We start from the raw sequence: 15,783 nt of genomic DNA, 5'->3' as shown, positions 1-15,783 counted from the left end.
CGATGAACGAACGTACCCCTGTCATCGACGCCGTCTGTCACCTCATCCTGCTGGTGGGCGCGGCGCTCGTCTGCCTGCCGATCTATTTCGTCTTCGTCACCGGCTCGCTCTCACAGGCCGAGATCATGCAGGTGCCGATGTCCTGGCTGCCCGGCGACCAGTTCCTGGCGAATATGCAGACCGTTCTCAGCAGCGCCAATTTCGGCCGGCTCCTGCTCAACTCCTTCATCATCGCCTCGGGCATCACCATCGGGAAGCTCGCGGTCTCGGTGATCGCGGCCTTCGCAGTCACCTATTTCCGCTTCCCCTTCCGGATGACGGCCTTCTGGCTGATCTTCATGTCGCTGATGCTGCCGATCGAGGTGCGCATCGTGCCGACCTACGAGTCGGCGGCGAATGTCGCGCTGCCGCTCAACATCCTCGGCTCCTGGCTCGGCATCGAGGCTCTGGTCGGTCTCGACTGGAACCTGGTCAACACCTATTCGGGCCTGATCCTGCCGCTGATCGCCTCGGCGACCGCGACCTTCCTGTTCCGCCAGTTCTTCCTCACCATCCCCGACGAGCTCTGCGAGGCCGCCCGCATCGACGGCGCCACGCCCTGGCAGTTCTTCCGGCTGATCCTGCTGCCGCTCTCGCGCTCGAACATCGTGGCGCTGGCGATCATCCTCTTCCTGATGGGCTGGAACCAGTATCTCTGGCCGCTCCTGCTGACCACCGAGCCCGCCATGGCCAATGCCGTGATCGGCCTGAAGAAACTGATGCCGCAGAGCGACTCGCTGCCGACCTGGCATCTCCTGATGAACGCGGCCTTCCTGACGATGCTGCCGCCGACCCTCGTCATCCTCGTCCTCCAGCGCTGGTTCGTGAAGGGGCTGGTGGACAGCGGCAAATAGCCGGCGAATAACCCGCCAACAGGCAACAGGGCTCATCGACATGCGGATCATCGGTCATCGCGGCGCGCGCAACATCTGGGCGGAGAACAGCCTGAGCGGCTTCCGCAACACCTGCGGCCTCGGCGTCGACGCGGTCGAGCTCGATGTGCACCTGTCCAGCGACGGCGAGATCATGGTGATCCATGACCCGCTGCTCGACCGCACCACCGACCACAAGGGCCCGGTCGCGCATCTCTCGCGCGCCGCGCTCGCCAAGGTGAAGCTCGACGACACGCTCGGCGAGACGATCCCGACCTTGCCGGAGGTGCTCGACATCTTCGGCCCGACCGGGATCGAACTCGAGATCGAGATGAAGATGGATGCCTATGGCAATCCCTATCCCGGCCTGCTCGACAAGGTGATCGCGCTGGTCGAAGCCCGCAAGATGGCCTCCCATGTCGTGCTGACTTGCTTTGTGCCGGAGGTGATCGAGGAGATCCGGGCCAAGGCCCCGCATATGCGCCGGCTCGCCTCGGTCGATCGCCGCTCCTGCGAGGCCTTCGGCGGCGTCGACCGAACCTTGCAGCGCTTCGTCGATCTCGGCTGCATCATCGCGGTCGAGCAATCGCTGCTACGGCTCTGCGTCGATCGTGCCGTCGGCATCGTCGGGCGCGACAAGCTCGGCGCCTGGGTGCCCAATACCGTGCGCGAGCTCGATTTCTGGCTGGGCCAGCCGATCTCGCAGATCACCAGTGACCGCCCGGACCTCGCCTTGATGCTGCGCAAGACAAGGCAGGCCTGAGCCATGGCAGTGCGCCTGTCCCGCGCCACGCTTGGACAGCTCGGGCCGTCGGTCGGCATCCCCGGCTACCGGCGGGACGAGCTGAGCCCCGGCATCGTCCATATCGGCGTCGGCAACTTCCATCGCGCCCATCAGGCCGCCTATCTCGACGAATTGTTCGAGCGCGGGCTGGATCGCGACTGGGCCATCGTCGGCACCGGCGTGCGTGAGAGCGATACCGAGATGGGCCGCGATCTCGCTGCGCAGGGCTTCCTGACCACGGTGGTGACGCAGGAGGCCGAACACTCGCAGGCGCGCGTGACCGGTGCCATGATCGATTTCGTCGCGCCGGGCGACAGCGCAGCGGTTCTCGAAAAACTTGTCGATCCCCGCACGCGGATCGTGTCGCTGACCGTCACCGAAGGCGGCTATTACATTGATCCGGCGACGCAGGCCTTCGATCCCGGCCATCCCGATATCCTCGCCGATGCCACAGATCGCCTCGCACATCCGAAGACCGCTTTCGGCCTGATCGCCGCCGGGTTGCTGAGGCGGCGCGCGGCCGGCTTGCCGCCCTTCACCGTGATGTCCTGCGACAACCTGCCGGGTAATGGCCATGTCACGGCGGATGCCGTCGCCGGGCTCGTCGATCTCATCGATCCCACTGAGGCGCGCTGGATCCGCGAGAGCGTGGCCTTTCCCAACGGCATGGTCGACCGCATCACCCCCGCGACCTCGGAACGCGAACGTCAGACGCTGCGCGACGATTTCGGCATCGAGGACAGCCGCCCGGTCTTCTGCGAGGACTTCAGGCAATGGGTGCTGGAGGATCATTTCCCGGCCGGCCGGCCGCGCCTCGAAGAGGTCGGCGTCCAGTTCGTCGCCGATGTCGCGCCCTTCGAACTGATGAAGATCCGCATCCTCAACGGCGGACACGCGGCGATCGCCTATCCGGCAGGCCTGCTCGACATCCATTTCGTCCATGAGGCGATGCAGGATGCCCAGATCGCCCGCTTCCTCTCGGCACTGCTCGACGACGAGATCATCCCCGTCGTTCCGCCGGTGCCGGACACCGATCTCGCCGACTACAAGCGCACGATCGAGCGACGCTTCGCCAATCCGAAGATCGGCGATACCATCCGCCGACTTTGCCTCGATGGCTCGAACCGCCAGCCGAAATTCATCCTGCCGACATTGCGCGACGCCTTGCAGAGCGGTCGCTCCATCGACGGCCTCGCCCTCGTCAGCGCGCTATGGTGCCGCTACTGCCATGGCGAAACCGAAAGCGGGCAGGCGATCGCGCCGAATGACCCGAACTGGTCGCAGCTGACGACGCAGGCGCAGCAGGCCCGGCAAATGCCCGAAGCCTGGCTTGCAATGCAGGATGTCTACGGCGACCTCGGGACGAACCAGCGCTTCCGCGATAGCTTCACGCTGGCGCTGCAGCGTCTCTGGCGGTCAGGAACCCGCGCGAGCCTCGACCATTACCTTGCCGCGCGCGGCTCCTGAGAGAGCGGCCGCACGGGCCGGGCCGGGGGAGCGAACGGCTCGCCTGTCCTACGCGACGTCGTGGCAGTGAGTGCCCGCGCGAAGCTCCACATACTTCCGGCGCGTTTCGGCAGTGTTCGGTAGGCCGCTTTCCTGGAGCCAGGCAAGAAATTCAGCCGGCTTGATCGTGACGATTTCCAGCGCTCGCCCTCGTGCGAGCCAGGCATTCATCACCGCCACCGCATTTTGATGCCAGGTCTCATAGTCCGAAGGCATCTGATCGCGGTCGTGAGCGAGTTCCCAGAGCCGGGAGAAATCCTCCCGCTCGTACCACGGCATCGCAACCGTGTACGCCTCGACTGTCGGTTTCACGTTGAAGCCGATCGTCCGCGCGCGGCGCGGAAACTGAGAGTGCTAACCGCCCAATCGGGGGTAGTCGGCTCTCGGAAATTAGGCGCGAACAGCGCCTGGAAGTCAATGCAGAACGTCTCTCGGCTGAGGGGGCAAGCACTCGCATCCCCTCAGGGCTTGCCGGTTCCTCGTCCACTGCGGAGAACCACATTGGAATTGTTCCATGTTCGTAGAGCATGGCGGCTGCGCGGGGTTTCCGATTGATCCCGCCCGATCCGAGGCAGAGCTTGCCGATAGCGGAGCCGGCACCTCCTGGCTCACGCCGATCGAAAAGGCTGCCCGATGCCGCCCACCTCGTCTTTCAGTCGCCGCCGCTTCCTCTCCTCCACCGGCCTGCTCTTCCTGATCGCATCGGTTCCCGGCGCCCGCGCCGCCGAGCATTCCGGCACCCTCCCCTGGAAGCCCTTTGCAGCCCTGCCGCCGGAGCCTTTGCCCGGCGGGCGCTGGTATGTGCTGACGCCGGATGAAGCCCGCACCGTCGAGGCGATCGTTGACCGCCTGATCCCGGCCGACGAACTCAGCATCGGCGGCAAGGATGCTGGCTGCGCCAGCTTCATCGACCGCCAGCTCGCCGGCAGCTACGGCTCATCGGACCGGCTCTATATGCAAGGCCCCTTCGCCGCCGGTTTGCCGACGCAAGGCTATCAGGGCGCCGAGACGCCGGTCGCGCGCTACCGGGACGGCCTCGCGGCGCTGAACAAGCACGCACAGGCGCAGTTCTCCGGCAAGAGCTTCTTCGACCTCGCCGCCGCCGAGCAGGATCAGGCCCTGAAGGATTTCGAGGCCGGCAAGGTCGACTACAAGCCGGCCGCCGGCTTCTTCAACCTCGTGCTGCAGAACACGATGGAAGGCTTCTTCGCCGACCCGATCTATGGCGGCAACAAGGACATGGCCGGCTGGAAATTCATCGGCTTCCCGGGCGCCCGCTACGATTACCGCGACTACATCACGGCCCATAACAACCCCTTCCCCCTGCCGCCCCTGTCGATCGCAGGGCGGCCGGAATGGAAGACCGGCGACAAGGCAGGCGGGAACTGAGACATGGCCCGGAAACTCCCCCGCAAGGATGTCGTCATCGTCGGGCTCGGCTGGACCGGCTCGATCCTGGCCCATGAACTGACCGATGCCGGCCTCGACGTCGTCGCGATCGAGCGCGGCCCCTGGCGCGACACGGCGACCGATTTCAACGTCGCCTATGCCCCCGACGAACTGCGCTACGCCGTGCGCAAGGACCTGTTCCTGCAGCCGGCGCAGGAAGCCATGACGATGCGCAATGACGTCTCGCAGACGGCCTTGCCGATGCGCGACTACGGTTCCTTCCTGCCTGGAACCGGGGTCGGCGGTGCGGGCACGCACTGGAACGGCCATACCTGGCGCTTCTTCCCGAGCGATTTCGCGCTGAAGACCCATCTGACCGAGCGCTACGGGGCGGACCGGCTTTCCGAGCTCCAGATCCAGGACTGGGGCGTCTCCTATGACGAGATGGAGAGCGCCTTCGACCGCTTCGAATACCTCTGCGGCATCTCCGGCAAGGCCGGGAACCTCAACGGCGCGATCCAGCAGGGCGGCAACCCGTTCGAGGGACCGCGCAAGCGCGACTATCCGCTGCCACCGATGCAGATGACCTATGCGCCGACCCTGTTCGCGGAAGCAGCGCGCTCCAAGGGACTGCACCCCTTCCCGACGCCCTCGGCCAATCTCTCCGGCGCCTATGTCAACCCGCTGGGGATCGCGATGGGCCAGTGCACGGCTTGCGGCTTCTGCGAGCGCTTCGGCTGCGCCAATTATTCGAAGTCGAGCGCCCATACGACCGTGCTGCCGGTGCTGATGCGCAAATCGAATTTCGAGGCGCGCACCGAATGCGAGGTGCTGAAGATCAACCTCTCGGCCGATGGCAAGACCGCGACCGGCGTCACCTATATCGACGTCAACGGCGAGACATTCGAGCAGCCGGCCGATCTCGTCCTGCTCAACGCCTACGGCCTGTTCAATGTCCGGCTGATGCTGCTCTCCGGCATCGGAAAGCCCTATGACCCCGCGAGCGGCGAAGGCACGGTCGGGCGCAACTACTGCTACCAGACCAATGCCAGCACGCAGGTCTTTTTCGAAGGCAAGCACATGAACCCGTTCATCGCGGCCGGTGCGCTTGGCCAGTCGCTGGACGATTATAATGGCGATGCCTTCGACCATGGCCCGCTGGACTTCGTCGGCGGCGCCGGCATCAACTGCATCCCGACCAATGGCCGTCCGATCCAGTACCGGCCGGTGCCGCCCGGCACGCCGCGCTGGGGCGCAGCTTGGAAGAAGGCGACGAAGCAGTACTACAACAACACGCTGATCTTCTCGTCGCAGGGCTCCTCCTACGCGACACGCGGCAACTATATCGACCTCGACCCGACCTATAAGGACCGCTTCGGCCGGCCGCTGCTGCGTGTGACCTTCGATTTCCCGGACAACGACATCCGCATGTCGAACTGGGTCAGCGACCGCATGAAGGAGATCGCCGACGCGCTCGGCGGCAAGCAGGCAGTGGTCGGCAAGCAGCGCAAGGGCTGGAACTCCGTCCCCTACCAGAGCACCCACAATACTGGTGGTGCGATCATGGGCACGGACCCGAAGACCAGCGCCGTCAACCGCCACCTGCAGGCCTGGGACGTGCCGAACGTCTTCGTCATCGGCGCCTCCGCCTTCCCGCAGAATGCCGGCAAGAACCCGACAGGCCCGGTCGGCGCGCTCGCCTACTGGGCCGCGGATGCGATCCGCAATCATTACCTGAAGAACCCCGGCAAGCTGGTGGAAGCATGAAGAAGGCAGCGCTCATCGCCGGCCTCGCGGCCGCCACCGTCTTCGGGGCGAAGGGCTTCGCCTCCGACCTGTTCGACCGCATCGAGGCCGGCCGCTATCAGGCTGTCCTGGCCGATTGCTCCGCCTGCCACACCAGACCGGGCGGCAAGCCCTTCGCCGGCGGCCTGCCGCTGCAAACCCCCTTCGGCGCACTGGTACCTCCGAACATCACGCCCGATCCCGAGACCGGTATCGGCAGCTGGAGCTATGCCGATTTCCGTAATGCGCTGAAGACCGGTATCGGCAAGGGCGGCAAGCGGCTTTATCCGGCGATGCCCTATCCCGCCTACGCAACGATGAAGGACACCGACATCGCCGATCTCTGGGCCTATTTCCAGAAGGTCGAGCCGGTGACCAACCACGTCGTCTCGAACCAGCTCCCCTTCCCGTTCAGCATCCGCGCTTCGATGATCGGCTGGAACTGGCTCAACTTCTCGCCGAAGGAGTTCCAGCCTGATCCCGCGAAGTCGGCAGCCTGGAACCGCGGCGCCTATCTCGTCAACGGCGCCGGCCATTGCGGCACCTGCCATACGCCTAAGAGCCTGACAGGCGCCGACAAATCGGGCGAATTCCTGCGGGGCGGCAGTCTTCAGAGTTGGTACGCCCCCAACCTGACCAGCGATCCGCACAAGGGCCTCGGCAGCTGGTCGACTGACGACATCGTCTCCTATCTGAAGACCGGCGCGAACCGCTTCGACATCGCCTCGGGGCCGATGGCGGAAGCAATCACCCAGTCGACCAGCAAATGGGCCGATGCCGATCTCCAGGCGGTCGCGGCCTATCTCAAGGACATCAAGGGCGACGGCACGCCCGCCCCGCAACCGCTTGCGGCAACCGATCCGGCGATGGCCGCCGGCAAGGCGATCTATCTCGACCGCTGCTCGGCCTGCCACAACTCGACCGGCGCGGGCCAGGCCTCGCTCTTCGCGACCCTCGCCAAGGCTCCGGTGATCAACAGCACCGACCCGACCTCGCTCATCCGCGTCGTGCTGCAGGGCAGCCAGGCCGTCGCCACCACGGCCCGGCCGACGACGCCTGCCATGCCGTCCTTCGGCTGGAATCTCGGCGATGCCGATGTCGCGAACGTGCTGACCTATGTCCGCAACAGCTGGGGCAACGCCGCGCCGCCGGTGACATCGGGACAGGTCAAGGATCTGCGGGCGGCGCTGAAGCGATAGGGTTCGCCGACCTCCGCAGCGATCAGGCCTCGATCGCGCAGCCCAGCCGCGCCAGCGTGGCGTCGATCCAGCTGCGATCGTCCTTGCCCTGCTCGATCGCCTGCATCTTCTTTTCTTCCATCGCGTGCTTCTTGTGGGCGGCGGCATAGATCGTCTCCGCCTGGTCGAAGGGCACGCAGAGGATGCCGTCATCGTCGCCGATGACGAGATCGCCCGGCTCGATCACCATGCCCTCGATCGCGATCGGCACGTTGATCTCACCGGGGCCGTCCTTGTAGGGGCCGCGATGGCTGATGCCGGCGGCATAGATCGGCAGCTCGTTCTCACGGATCCAGGCAGAGTCGCGCACCGCGCCGTGAAGCACGATCCCGGCGATACCGCGCTTGCGGGCATGAGCGATCATCAATTCGCCGATCAGCGCATTGGTGAGATCGCCACCGCCATCGACGACGACGACGTCGCCGGGAGTGGCGAGGTCGAGCGCCTTGTGGATCATCAGGTTGTCGCCCGGCCGCGTCTTCACGGTAAGCGCCGGTCCGGCCATCACGCCACCGCGATGGAGCGGGCGCAGCGAGGCGCCGCCGGCCGTCATCCGCGACATCGAATCGCTGACATTGGCGACCGGGACCGTACGGAAGCGCGCGACGAGTTCGGCCTCGACCTGGCGGCGGCGCTTGAGGATGCGAAATCCGATCATGGGACGTCCTTGGTTGTCGCGCCGAACTGGGCAGCGCAGCGGCTGGGAGAATGAGGTGCTGCGAAACGGGCGGTTGCGCCGGCGCGCTCAGGTCGCGCTGGCCTCCTCTTCCTGATCGACGCGCGCCTTGCCGCGGCGGATGGCGGGCAGGGCCATGCTGACGAGCAGCAGCAGCGAGAGCGATAGGAAGGTCAGGCTGATCGGGCTCTTCACGAAGACCGAGAGATCGCCTTCCGAGAGCAGCAGCGCCCGGCGGATGTTCTCTTCCATCATCGGGCCGAGCACATAGCCCAGCACCAGCGGCGCGGGCGGGCATTTCAGCTTCGCCAGCACATAGCCGAGCACGCCGATCGCCGCGCAGAGATAGACGTCGATCGCGCTGTTGTTGAGGCTGTAATTGCCAAGCGCGCAGAACATCACGATCGCCGGAAACAGCCAGCGATAGGGAATGCTGAGCAGGCGGACCCAGAGGCCGACCAAGGGCAGGTTCAGCGCGACGAGGAGCGCGTTGCCGATGAACATGCTGGCGATGACGCCCCAGAACAGTTCGGGATTGCGCGCCATCACCGTGGGACCGGGCTGGACGCCGTTCATGATCAGCGCGCCGAGGATCAGCGCCATGGTCGCGCTGCCGGGAATGCCGAGGGTCAGCGTCGGGATAAAGGCGGTCTGCGCGGCCGCGTTGTTGGCGGCTTCCGGCGCAGCGACGCCCTCGATCGCGCCCTGGCCGAAACGGGACGGGTCCTTGGCGAGCTTCTTCTCGAGCATATAGGCGGAGAAGGACGAGATCGACGGGCCGGTGCCGGGCAGGATGCCGAAGAAGGAGCCGATGGCGGTGCCGCGCAAGGTCGGCAGGAACGAGGCCTTCAGATCCTCCCAGCGCGGCATCAGGCCGCCGACATTCCTGGTGAAGACCTCGCGTGCCTCCTTCTGCTCCAGGTTGATGACGACCTCGGAGATCGCGAAGATGCCGACGGCGAGCACGGTGAAGCCGATGCCGTCGGCGAGCTCAGGCAGGCCGAAGGTGTAGCGCTCGACGCCGGAATTCACGTCGGTGCCGACAAGGCCGATCAGCAGCCCGACCACGACCATGGCGAGCGCCTTGACCATGTCGCCATGGCTCAGCACGGAAGCCGCGACGAGGCCGAGCACCATCAGGGCGAAATAGTCCTCGGCGCCGAAGCGCAGCGCCCAGCTCGCCAGCGGCACGCCGAGGGCGACGATCAACAGCGTGCCGATGCAGCCGGCGACGAAGGAGGAGAGCGCTGCGATCGCAAGCGCCGCACCGGCCCGGCCGCGGCGCGCCATCTGGTAGCCGTCGAGGCAGGTCACGGCCGACGAGGTCTCGCCCGGCAGGTTGACCAGGATCGCCGTGGTCGAGCCGCCATATTGCGCACCGTAATAGATGCCCGAGAGCATGATGACGGCCGAGACCGGCGGCAGGCCGAAGGTGATCGGCAGCAGCATCGAGATCGTCACCAGCGGGCCCACGCCCGGCAGCACGCCGATCAGGGTGCCCAGCAGCACGCCGAGGAAGCAATAAGCCAGGTTCTGCAGCGACAGGGCGACGCCGAAGCCGAGCACGAAGTGATCGATGATCTCCATGATCAGAAATTCCACGCGAAGAGGGCGTAGGGCAGCTTCAGCCCCCAGACGAAGACGACGGTGGCGAAGACCGACATCACCGCCGTCAGGACGAGCACCTCCCGCGTCTTGAATTCATGGCCGGCACGGGCCGAGACGAAGAACAGCGCGGCGAGCGCCGGCACCAGACCGGCCCGCTCGAGCAGGAAACCGAAGAGCAGGAGCGAGGCGCTCAACAGGGCAAGCGGCAGCCAGCCCCATCCGCCCTCGACGGGCATGCAATGACGCAGCCCCCTGACGAAGATGACAATGCCGAAGCCGATCAGGACGAGGCTGAGGACGCGCGGGAAATAGCCCGGCCCCATGTCGATCGTGGTCCCGAACGTGTAGCCGAGCGCAATCGCGAAGCCGAGCGCGCCTAGTCCCATGAACAGCAGGCCGGCGAGGGCGTCCTGGTTCTTGAAGATGCTGGTTCTCATGGCCGATATCCGCAGGATGCCGGGCGGCACGGCTTGGCGCCGCCGGGACACAGACTTTCTGGGATGGATGGTACGACGTGCCGGGAAACCGCCGCCTTGTGGTGGCGGCCCCGGCCTGCGTATCGGCTCAGTCGGCGACCTTCACGCCGGCCGCCTTGATGACCTCGGTCCATTTCGGCACATCGGACTTGATCAGCGCGCCGAACTCCTCGCTGCTGCCGCCGAGCGCCTCGGCGCCGGCCGAGCGCAGCTTGGCCTTGGTATCGGGCTGCTGCAGCACCTTGTTGAGCTCGGTATTGATGCGCGCGACGATCGGCGCAGGGACGCCCGTCGGCGCCGCCAGACCCCACCAGGTCACGGCCTCGGAATTCTTCAGGCCCTTCTCCTCGAAGGTCGGGACATCCGGCAGGTCGGCATCGCGCTTGGTCGCGAAGACCGCGATCGGGCGCAGCACGCCTTCCTTGATCTGCACCATCGCCGAGGGGACCGAGGAGATGTAGATCTCGACGCGCCCGCCGAGCAGGTCCGGCAGGGCCTGGGCGGCGCCCTTGTAGGGGACGTGACGGAATTTCACCCCCGCGATCTGCTGGATGAGCTCGCCAGCGAGATGCGAGCTGGTTCCGACGCCGGGTGAGGCAAAGGTCAGCTTCCCGTCCTTGGCCTTGGCGGCGGCGATCAGGTCCTCGACCGTCTTCAACGGCGAATCCTTGGCGACGACCAGCACCTGCGGCGCCGAGGCGACGAGGCCGATCGGCGCGAAATCCTTGATCGGATCGTAATTGGCCTTGCCGAGGATCGGGTTGATCACGAGATTGGCGTTCTGCGCGAGGACGATGGTGTAGCCGTCCGGCGCAGCCTTGCCGGCGAGGCTCAGGCCGACGCTGCCACCGCTGCCCGGCTTGTTCTCGGCCACCATAGTCCAGCCCGTGCTTTCGCCGAGCTTCTGGGCGATGACGCGCGCGACGACGTCGGTGCCGCCGCCCGGCGGAAACGGAATGACGAGGCGGATCGGCTTCTCCGGATATTGCTGTGCCGATGCCGTCGTCGCGAGCGCCGACAGAGCGAGCGCGGCGAGCGCCTTGTAGACAATCTTCATGGTCTTCCTCCCGTTTGTTATGGTCGTCCGGTATCTGGTCCGGATCTTCAGGCAGCGAGTTCGGTCAACCTCGCGAGGCTGGCCGCATCCGGCTCTTCTCCATCGAGCACGGCGATGACGTGCCGGGCGGCGATCTCGGCCATCGTCTTGGCCGATCCCGCGGTCACGCCGGCGATATGCGGGGTTGCGATCAGGTTGGGCAGCGCCCAGAGCGGGCTGTCCGCGGCCGGCGGCTCGACCGCGAAACTGTCGAGACCCGCCCCGGCGATCCGGCCTTCCAGCAGCGCGGCGACAAGCGCCGCCTCATTGATGAGGGCGCCGCGGGCCGTGTTGACCACCAGCGAGGTCGGCTTCATCAGGCCGAAGCGGCGCGCGTCCAGCAGATCGCGCGTGGCGTTGGTCAGCGGGCAATGCAGGCTGACGATGTCGGCTTCCGCAATGAGGCTGTCGAGATCGCGTTCGCAATCCGCCCCGAACTGCGCAATCGCCACGCGGGCATGGGGGTCGTGCAGCAGGACGGTCATGCCGAGGCCCTGCGCCATCCGGGCGACATGCTGGCCGATCGAGCCGAAGCCGACGAGCCCGATCACGGTGTCGATGATATCGCGGCCGATGAAGCTCGGCTTCGGCCAGGTTCCGGCCTTCACGGCCGTGTCGAGGCGCGGGATGTCCTTCAGCAGGGTCAGGGCCAGGGCGATGGTGTGCTCGGCGACAGCGCGCGAATTCGAGCCCATGGCGCGGATGACCGGGATATCGCGCGAAGCGGCCGCCTGCAGGTCGATATTATCGACGCCGACGCCGTGCTTGGCGATGACGCGCAAGCGTGGCGAGGCTGCAATGATCGCCTCGTCGACACGGCCCTGGCGGACGATCAGCGCATCGACCTGCAATTCGGCTGCACGCTGGGCCACCTGTTCGCTCGGCGCATAGGCCGGCGAGAAGAAGACGTCGACGTCATGCGCGTTGAGAAGCTCGATGGCGTTCTCAGCCAAACGGTCATGCGTGACGAGCACGCGCCTGCCGCGGGTGCGGGCACTGGTATCGGTCATCTCTGCGTTTCCTCACGGCTGCCTCGCATCCCGCTTCGCAGCGGTTGGGCGCCTTTCGGGAACACTATTGACCAAGGTGGCTATGCTCGTATGCTGAAATAATGACATATATCAATGATCTTTTGTCATGAAACATCCAATCGACGGCATCGAGGCCTTCATCCAGATCGCCGAGCTCGGCAGCTTCAACAAGGCGGCCGAGAAGCTGCACGTCACGCAAACCGGCCTGACGCGACGCATCCAGCGGCTCGAGGCCCATGTCGGGCTCAAGCTGATCGACCGCACGACACGGACCGTCGCGCTGACCAGCATCGGCCGCGAATTCCTGCCGGAAGCCCAGCGTATGCTCGACGCCGTCGACCGCTCGTTCGAGCGGCTGAAGACGATGTCGCGCTTCTCGACCGGCGACATCACGATCGCCTCGGTGCCGTCGCTGATGTACGGGCGCCTGCCGCGCATCCTGAGAAGCTATGCCACGCGGCACCCGAACAACCGCGTCGAGATCCTCGACCGGACCAGCACGCTCGTCATCGAGGCGGTACGGCGGCGCCAGGCCGAGTTCGGCCTGCATGTCCAGCCGCCGAACCAGCAGGACCTGCACAACGAGATCCTGGTCCGCGATCCCTTCGTCGTCTATTGCCGTAACGATCATCCGCTGGCCGGACGCGAAACCATCGCCTGGGCCGACCTCGCCGGCCAGGATCTGATCACGCTGGGCGGCAGCAGCGGCAACCGGCTGCTGATGGAAGCGCAGCTCTCGCGCTCAGGGATCGAGGTGAAGACCAAGTTCGTGGTCGAGTATTTCTCCAGCGCGATCGGGCTGGCCTCGGAAGGACTGGGGATCGCCATTCTGGTCGCTTCCCTCGTCGAGAACCTGCGCCCTGACCTCGCCCAGATTCCGCTGGTCGACCCGATCGTCGACCGCCCGGTCTCGCTGATCCGCCGGCGCGGCGAAACGCTGACTCCCGCCGCTCAGGCGCTCTACAACCTGATCGTTCGCGATCTCGGGCCGCTCTAGCGTTTTATTTTATCGCATTTTCTTCACGCGAACCGGCGTCCACTTCGCTCGAAAATGCTCCAGCGAGCCCGCTACCGCAGCAGGAAGCCGTGCCGCAGCGGATCGTCGCGATCGATGATCCAGCTCGCCTGACCGCAGAGATGCGCACTGCCGGAGACTTCCGGGATGACGGCGTCGATCTCTCCCAACCTGATCTCCCGCAGGACCCGCCCCGTCATGATCGAGCCGACGATGGATTCGTTGACCAGAAGGTGGCCGGGCTTGAGCAACCCCTTGGCATGGAGCAGCGCGGCCCGCCCGGCCGTGCCGGAACCGGTCGGAGAGCGGTCCAGCTGCCGGTCCGCGAAGATGCAGCAATTCGCCTGCGTCGCCTTGGGGTCGAGCGGATCGCCATCGATGATCGTGCCGTAGATATGGTTCAGCTCGGGGATTTCCGGATGCACGACCGGGAAGGCGGCGTTGGCGGCTGCCTTCACCTCGGCGCCGAAGCGGATCAGGGCCTCAGCCTTCTCCCGACGGATCGCCAGGCCGAAGGGGCGGCCATCGGTGTAGAAATAGAAGGCTCCTCCGAAGGCGATGTCGCCGGTGACCCTGCCGTAGGTCGGCGTCTCCACGCTGACATCGCGATGCACCAGATAGGACGGCACGTTCACGAAGCGCACGCTGGCGGCGCGCCTGCCGTCCCAGGCGACGAAGGCTTCGATGAAGCCGCAGGGCGCGTCGATCCCCACCCGCGTTTCCGGCTCGGTGCGCTGGACCCAGCCGAGTTCGACGGCGGCGGTCGCGAGCGCGATGACGCCGTGGCCGCAATGGTCGCTGTAACCTTCGTTATGCACGAAGATGACGCCGAAATCGGCTTCGGGCGTGACCGGCTCGGTCAGGTAGCCGGCATACATGTCGGCATGGCCGCGCGGCTCGAAGATCAGCGCCTGCCTGATATCGTCGATGTTGCTTTTGACCCAGTCGCGCCGCTGTACGATCGTCTTGCCGGGAAGCCGCGGCAGCCCGCTCGTCACGATCCGGAACGGCTCGCCGCCCGTATGGGTCTCGATGGTCTGGATGACGCGGTCGGCTTGCATCGTTCCCCTTCAAGCTGTGCTCATCGTGATGCTGTGTCCGGCCGGGCCACAGCTGCGGCCCCGCGCCTCAATCCGACAGGCGCGCCAGCAGCCCGGCGATCAGGCGGGTGCGCCGCGCCAGACTGTCCACCTCGATATGCTCTTCCAGCGTGTGATAGCCGGCACCGAGCAGGCCAAGCCCATCGAGCGAAGGAATTCCGGCCGCGCCGGTGAAATTGGCGTCGGAGCCGCCGCCGGCCGAGGCATGGCCGAGATCCCAGCCCAGTTCCGCAGCAATGCCCCGCGCCTGCCGGTAGAGCGCCATCGTGCCCTCGTCGGGCTCCCAGACCGGACGGGTGACGCCGCGCTCGACCGTGAAGCCGGTGCCGTCGGCCTCGCGCTGCGACAAGGCGAGCATGCGCTCGACGCCGCGGTCGAGATCCTGCTGGCGCTTCGCCATGCTGAGCGCCTCGGCCCGGCAGGATGTCGGCACGCAGTTGACCCACTGACCGCCCTGGATCACGCCGACCGAGAAGGTGCAGTCCTCGCCGGTCATCTCTTCGATGGCGAGCAGCTGCCGCGCCATCAGGCTGATGGCGGAACGCCCGTCCTTCAGCCGCGAACCCGCATGACTCGGCCGGCCTTCAGCCGCGAGATTGAAGCGGGCGATGGCATAGCGCCCGGTGACGACGCCGTCGCCCGGCTGGCCCGGCTCCGGCACCAGCACGTAGCGGTGGCGGCGTGCCTCCTCCATGATCAGTTCCCGCGTACCGGGGCTGCCGATCTCCTCGTCCGAGGTATAGAGCACCGTGATCGGCAGCGGCGTCGCGACGCCGGCCCTGGCCAAGGCAACAATCGCCTGCAGGCCGGCATAGGCGCCGCCCTTCATGTCGAGGATGCCCGGCCCGTAGCAGCGCGAGCCCTCGCGGCGGAAAGGCAGCTTCGCCAGCGTCCCGACCGGATGCACCGTGTCGAGATGCGACATCACGAGGATGCCCGGCTCGCCCTGACGCGGATGCGGGAAGGTGGCGCGCACGCAGTCACCCAGCCCCTTCGGACCGGGAATGCGGGTGATACTGGCGCCAGCCGCCGCGGTGTCGGCGGCGGCGAGGTCCATCATCCGGTTGACGGCCGCGGTGTCGAAGGTCGGGCTCTCGCACTCGATCCACGGGCGCAGGCCCGCGAGCAGGGCCTCGGTATCGAGCGGCAGCGCGGCGAGATCCATCGG

Annotated in this window: 15 protein-coding genes; 7 read left to right on the top strand and 8 right to left on the bottom strand. The window is 66.3% G+C overall.

The window, feature by feature from the left end:
- The first annotated feature begins 2 nt into the window (after positions 1–2).
- Genes ugpE through ASE61_RS21585 form a run of 3 tightly spaced genes read left to right on the top strand, consistent with a single transcriptional unit; the run spans position 3 to position 3,162 of the window.
- The gene (ugpE, locus tag ASE61_RS21595) at positions 3–893 is read left to right on the top strand and encodes a sn-glycerol-3-phosphate ABC transporter permease UgpE (RefSeq protein ID WP_061970459.1); all 891 of its coding nucleotides are present in this window, start codon (positions 3–5) and stop codon (positions 891–893) included.
- Positions 894–933: 40 nt separating this feature from the next.
- On the top strand, positions 934–1,674 hold the full coding sequence (locus tag ASE61_RS21590) for a glycerophosphodiester phosphodiesterase family protein (RefSeq protein ID WP_061970458.1): 741 nt from the start codon (positions 934–936) through the stop codon (positions 1,672–1,674).
- Between the two features lie 3 nt (positions 1,675–1,677).
- Complete coding sequence (locus ASE61_RS21585; RefSeq protein WP_061970456.1) at positions 1,678–3,162, top strand: mannitol dehydrogenase family protein; 1,485 nt, start codon at positions 1,678–1,680, stop codon at positions 3,160–3,162.
- Positions 3,163–3,210: 48 nt separating this feature from the next.
- Here ASE61_RS21585 and ASE61_RS21580 read toward each other — a convergent pair whose 3' ends face one another.
- Positions 3,211–3,513, bottom strand: a complete 303-nt coding sequence (locus tag ASE61_RS21580; protein ID WP_139163508.1) for a hypothetical protein — start codon at positions 3,511–3,513, stop codon at positions 3,211–3,213.
- Positions 3,514–3,834: 321 nt separating this feature from the next.
- Between ASE61_RS21580 and ASE61_RS21575 the strand changes: the two genes are divergently transcribed.
- The 3 genes from ASE61_RS21575 to ASE61_RS21565 are packed head-to-tail and all read left to right on the top strand — an operon-like array spanning position 3,835 to position 7,574.
- Entirely contained in the window at positions 3,835–4,590 is a 756-nt protein-coding gene (locus tag ASE61_RS21575; RefSeq protein ID WP_061970453.1) for a gluconate 2-dehydrogenase subunit 3 family protein, read from the top strand.
- 3 nt (positions 4,591–4,593) lie between these two features.
- Positions 4,594–6,357, top strand: coding sequence for a GMC family oxidoreductase (locus ASE61_RS21570; protein WP_061970451.1), 1,764 nt, complete (start codon positions 4,594–4,596; stop codon positions 6,355–6,357).
- On the top strand, positions 6,354–7,574 hold the full coding sequence (locus tag ASE61_RS21565) for a c-type cytochrome (RefSeq protein WP_061970450.1): 1,221 nt from the start codon (positions 6,354–6,356) through the stop codon (positions 7,572–7,574). The genes ASE61_RS21570 and ASE61_RS21565 overlap by 4 nt, the downstream gene beginning before the upstream one ends.
- A 22-nt stretch (positions 7,575–7,596) precedes the next feature.
- On the opposite strand, the gene ASE61_RS21560 is transcribed toward ASE61_RS21565, so the two are convergent.
- The 5 genes from ASE61_RS21560 to ASE61_RS21540 form a co-directional block, all read right to left on the bottom strand.
- The gene (locus tag ASE61_RS21560; protein ID WP_061970448.1) at positions 7,597–8,271 is read right to left on the bottom strand and encodes an RraA family protein; all 675 of its coding nucleotides are present in this window, start codon (positions 8,269–8,271) and stop codon (positions 7,597–7,599) included.
- An 87-nt stretch (positions 8,272–8,358) separates the two neighbouring features.
- On the bottom strand, positions 8,359–9,876 hold the full coding sequence (locus ASE61_RS21555; RefSeq protein WP_061970447.1) for a tripartite tricarboxylate transporter permease: 1,518 nt from the start codon (positions 9,874–9,876) through the stop codon (positions 8,359–8,361).
- A 2-nt stretch (positions 9,877–9,878) separates the two neighbouring features.
- A complete protein-coding gene (locus ASE61_RS21550; protein WP_061970445.1) occupies positions 9,879–10,334 on the bottom strand; it encodes a tripartite tricarboxylate transporter TctB family protein in 456 nt (151 codons plus the stop codon).
- A gap of 127 nt (positions 10,335–10,461) precedes the next feature.
- Positions 10,462–11,430, bottom strand: coding sequence for a Bug family tripartite tricarboxylate transporter substrate binding protein (locus ASE61_RS21545; RefSeq protein ID WP_061970444.1), 969 nt, complete (start codon positions 11,428–11,430; stop codon positions 10,462–10,464).
- A gap of 47 nt (positions 11,431–11,477) precedes the next feature.
- Positions 11,478–12,479: a hydroxyacid dehydrogenase gene (locus ASE61_RS21540; protein ID WP_061970443.1), complete on the bottom strand. Its 1,002-nt coding sequence runs from the start codon at positions 12,477–12,479 to the stop codon at positions 11,478–11,480.
- A 127-nt stretch (positions 12,480–12,606) separates the two neighbouring features.
- Here ASE61_RS21540 and ASE61_RS21535 point away from each other — a divergent pair, with 127 nt between their 5' ends.
- Entirely contained in the window at positions 12,607–13,497 is an 891-nt protein-coding gene (locus ASE61_RS21535) for a LysR family transcriptional regulator (protein ID WP_061970442.1), read from the top strand.
- 71 nt (positions 13,498–13,568) lie between these two features.
- Here ASE61_RS21535 and lhpH read toward each other — a convergent pair whose 3' ends face one another.
- Both lhpH and ASE61_RS21525 read right to left on the bottom strand, forming a co-directional pair.
- Entirely contained in the window at positions 13,569–14,576 is a 1,008-nt protein-coding gene (gene lhpH, locus ASE61_RS21530) for a trans-3-hydroxy-L-proline dehydratase (RefSeq protein ID WP_061970441.1), read from the bottom strand.
- A 67-nt stretch (positions 14,577–14,643) separates the two neighbouring features.
- Complete coding sequence (locus tag ASE61_RS21525) at positions 14,644–15,780, bottom strand: M20/M25/M40 family metallo-hydrolase (protein WP_061970439.1); 1,137 nt, start codon at positions 15,778–15,780, stop codon at positions 14,644–14,646.
- Between the last annotated feature and the right edge of the window lie 3 nt (positions 15,781–15,783).

Source organism: Allobosea sp. Root670, from assembly GCF_001429415.1.
In the GTDB taxonomy this organism is placed as follows: Bacteria; Pseudomonadota; Alphaproteobacteria; order Rhizobiales; family Beijerinckiaceae; genus Allobosea; species Allobosea robiniae.
Note: the sequence above shows the minus strand (reverse complement) of the source record. Positions and strands in the feature narration are given on the sequence as shown.

Coding starts and splice junctions, on each gene's coding strand:
- ugpE (WP_061970459.1), top strand. CDS start 3: ATGAACGAACGTACCCCTGTCATCGACGCCGTCTGTCACCTCATCCTG.
- ASE61_RS21590 (WP_061970458.1), top strand. CDS start 934: ATGCGGATCATCGGTCATCGCGGCGCGCGCAACATCTGGGCGGAGAAC.
- ASE61_RS21585 (WP_061970456.1), top strand. CDS start 1,678: ATGGCAGTGCGCCTGTCCCGCGCCACGCTTGGACAGCTCGGGCCGTCG.
- ASE61_RS21575 (WP_061970453.1), top strand. CDS start 3,835: ATGCCGCCCACCTCGTCTTTCAGTCGCCGCCGCTTCCTCTCCTCCACC.
- ASE61_RS21570 (WP_061970451.1), top strand. CDS start 4,594: ATGGCCCGGAAACTCCCCCGCAAGGATGTCGTCATCGTCGGGCTCGGC.
- ASE61_RS21565 (WP_061970450.1), top strand. CDS start 6,354: ATGAAGAAGGCAGCGCTCATCGCCGGCCTCGCGGCCGCCACCGTCTTC.
- ASE61_RS21560 (WP_061970448.1), bottom strand. CDS start 8,271: ATGATCGGATTTCGCATCCTCAAGCGCCGCCGCCAGGTCGAGGCCGAA.
- ASE61_RS21555 (WP_061970447.1), bottom strand. CDS start 9,876: ATGGAGATCATCGATCACTTCGTGCTCGGCTTCGGCGTCGCCCTGTCG.
- ASE61_RS21550 (WP_061970445.1), bottom strand. CDS start 10,334: ATGAGAACCAGCATCTTCAAGAACCAGGACGCCCTCGCCGGCCTGCTG.
- ASE61_RS21545 (WP_061970444.1), bottom strand. CDS start 11,430: ATGAAGATTGTCTACAAGGCGCTCGCCGCGCTCGCTCTGTCGGCGCTC.
- ASE61_RS21540 (WP_061970443.1), bottom strand. CDS start 12,479: ATGACCGATACCAGTGCCCGCACCCGCGGCAGGCGCGTGCTCGTCACG.
- ASE61_RS21535 (WP_061970442.1), top strand. CDS start 12,607: ATGAAACATCCAATCGACGGCATCGAGGCCTTCATCCAGATCGCCGAG.
- lhpH (WP_061970441.1), bottom strand. CDS start 14,576: ATGCAAGCCGACCGCGTCATCCAGACCATCGAGACCCATACGGGCGGC.
- ASE61_RS21525 (WP_061970439.1), bottom strand. CDS start 15,780: ATGGATCTCGCCGCGCTGCCGCTCGATACCGAGGCCCTGCTCGCGGGC.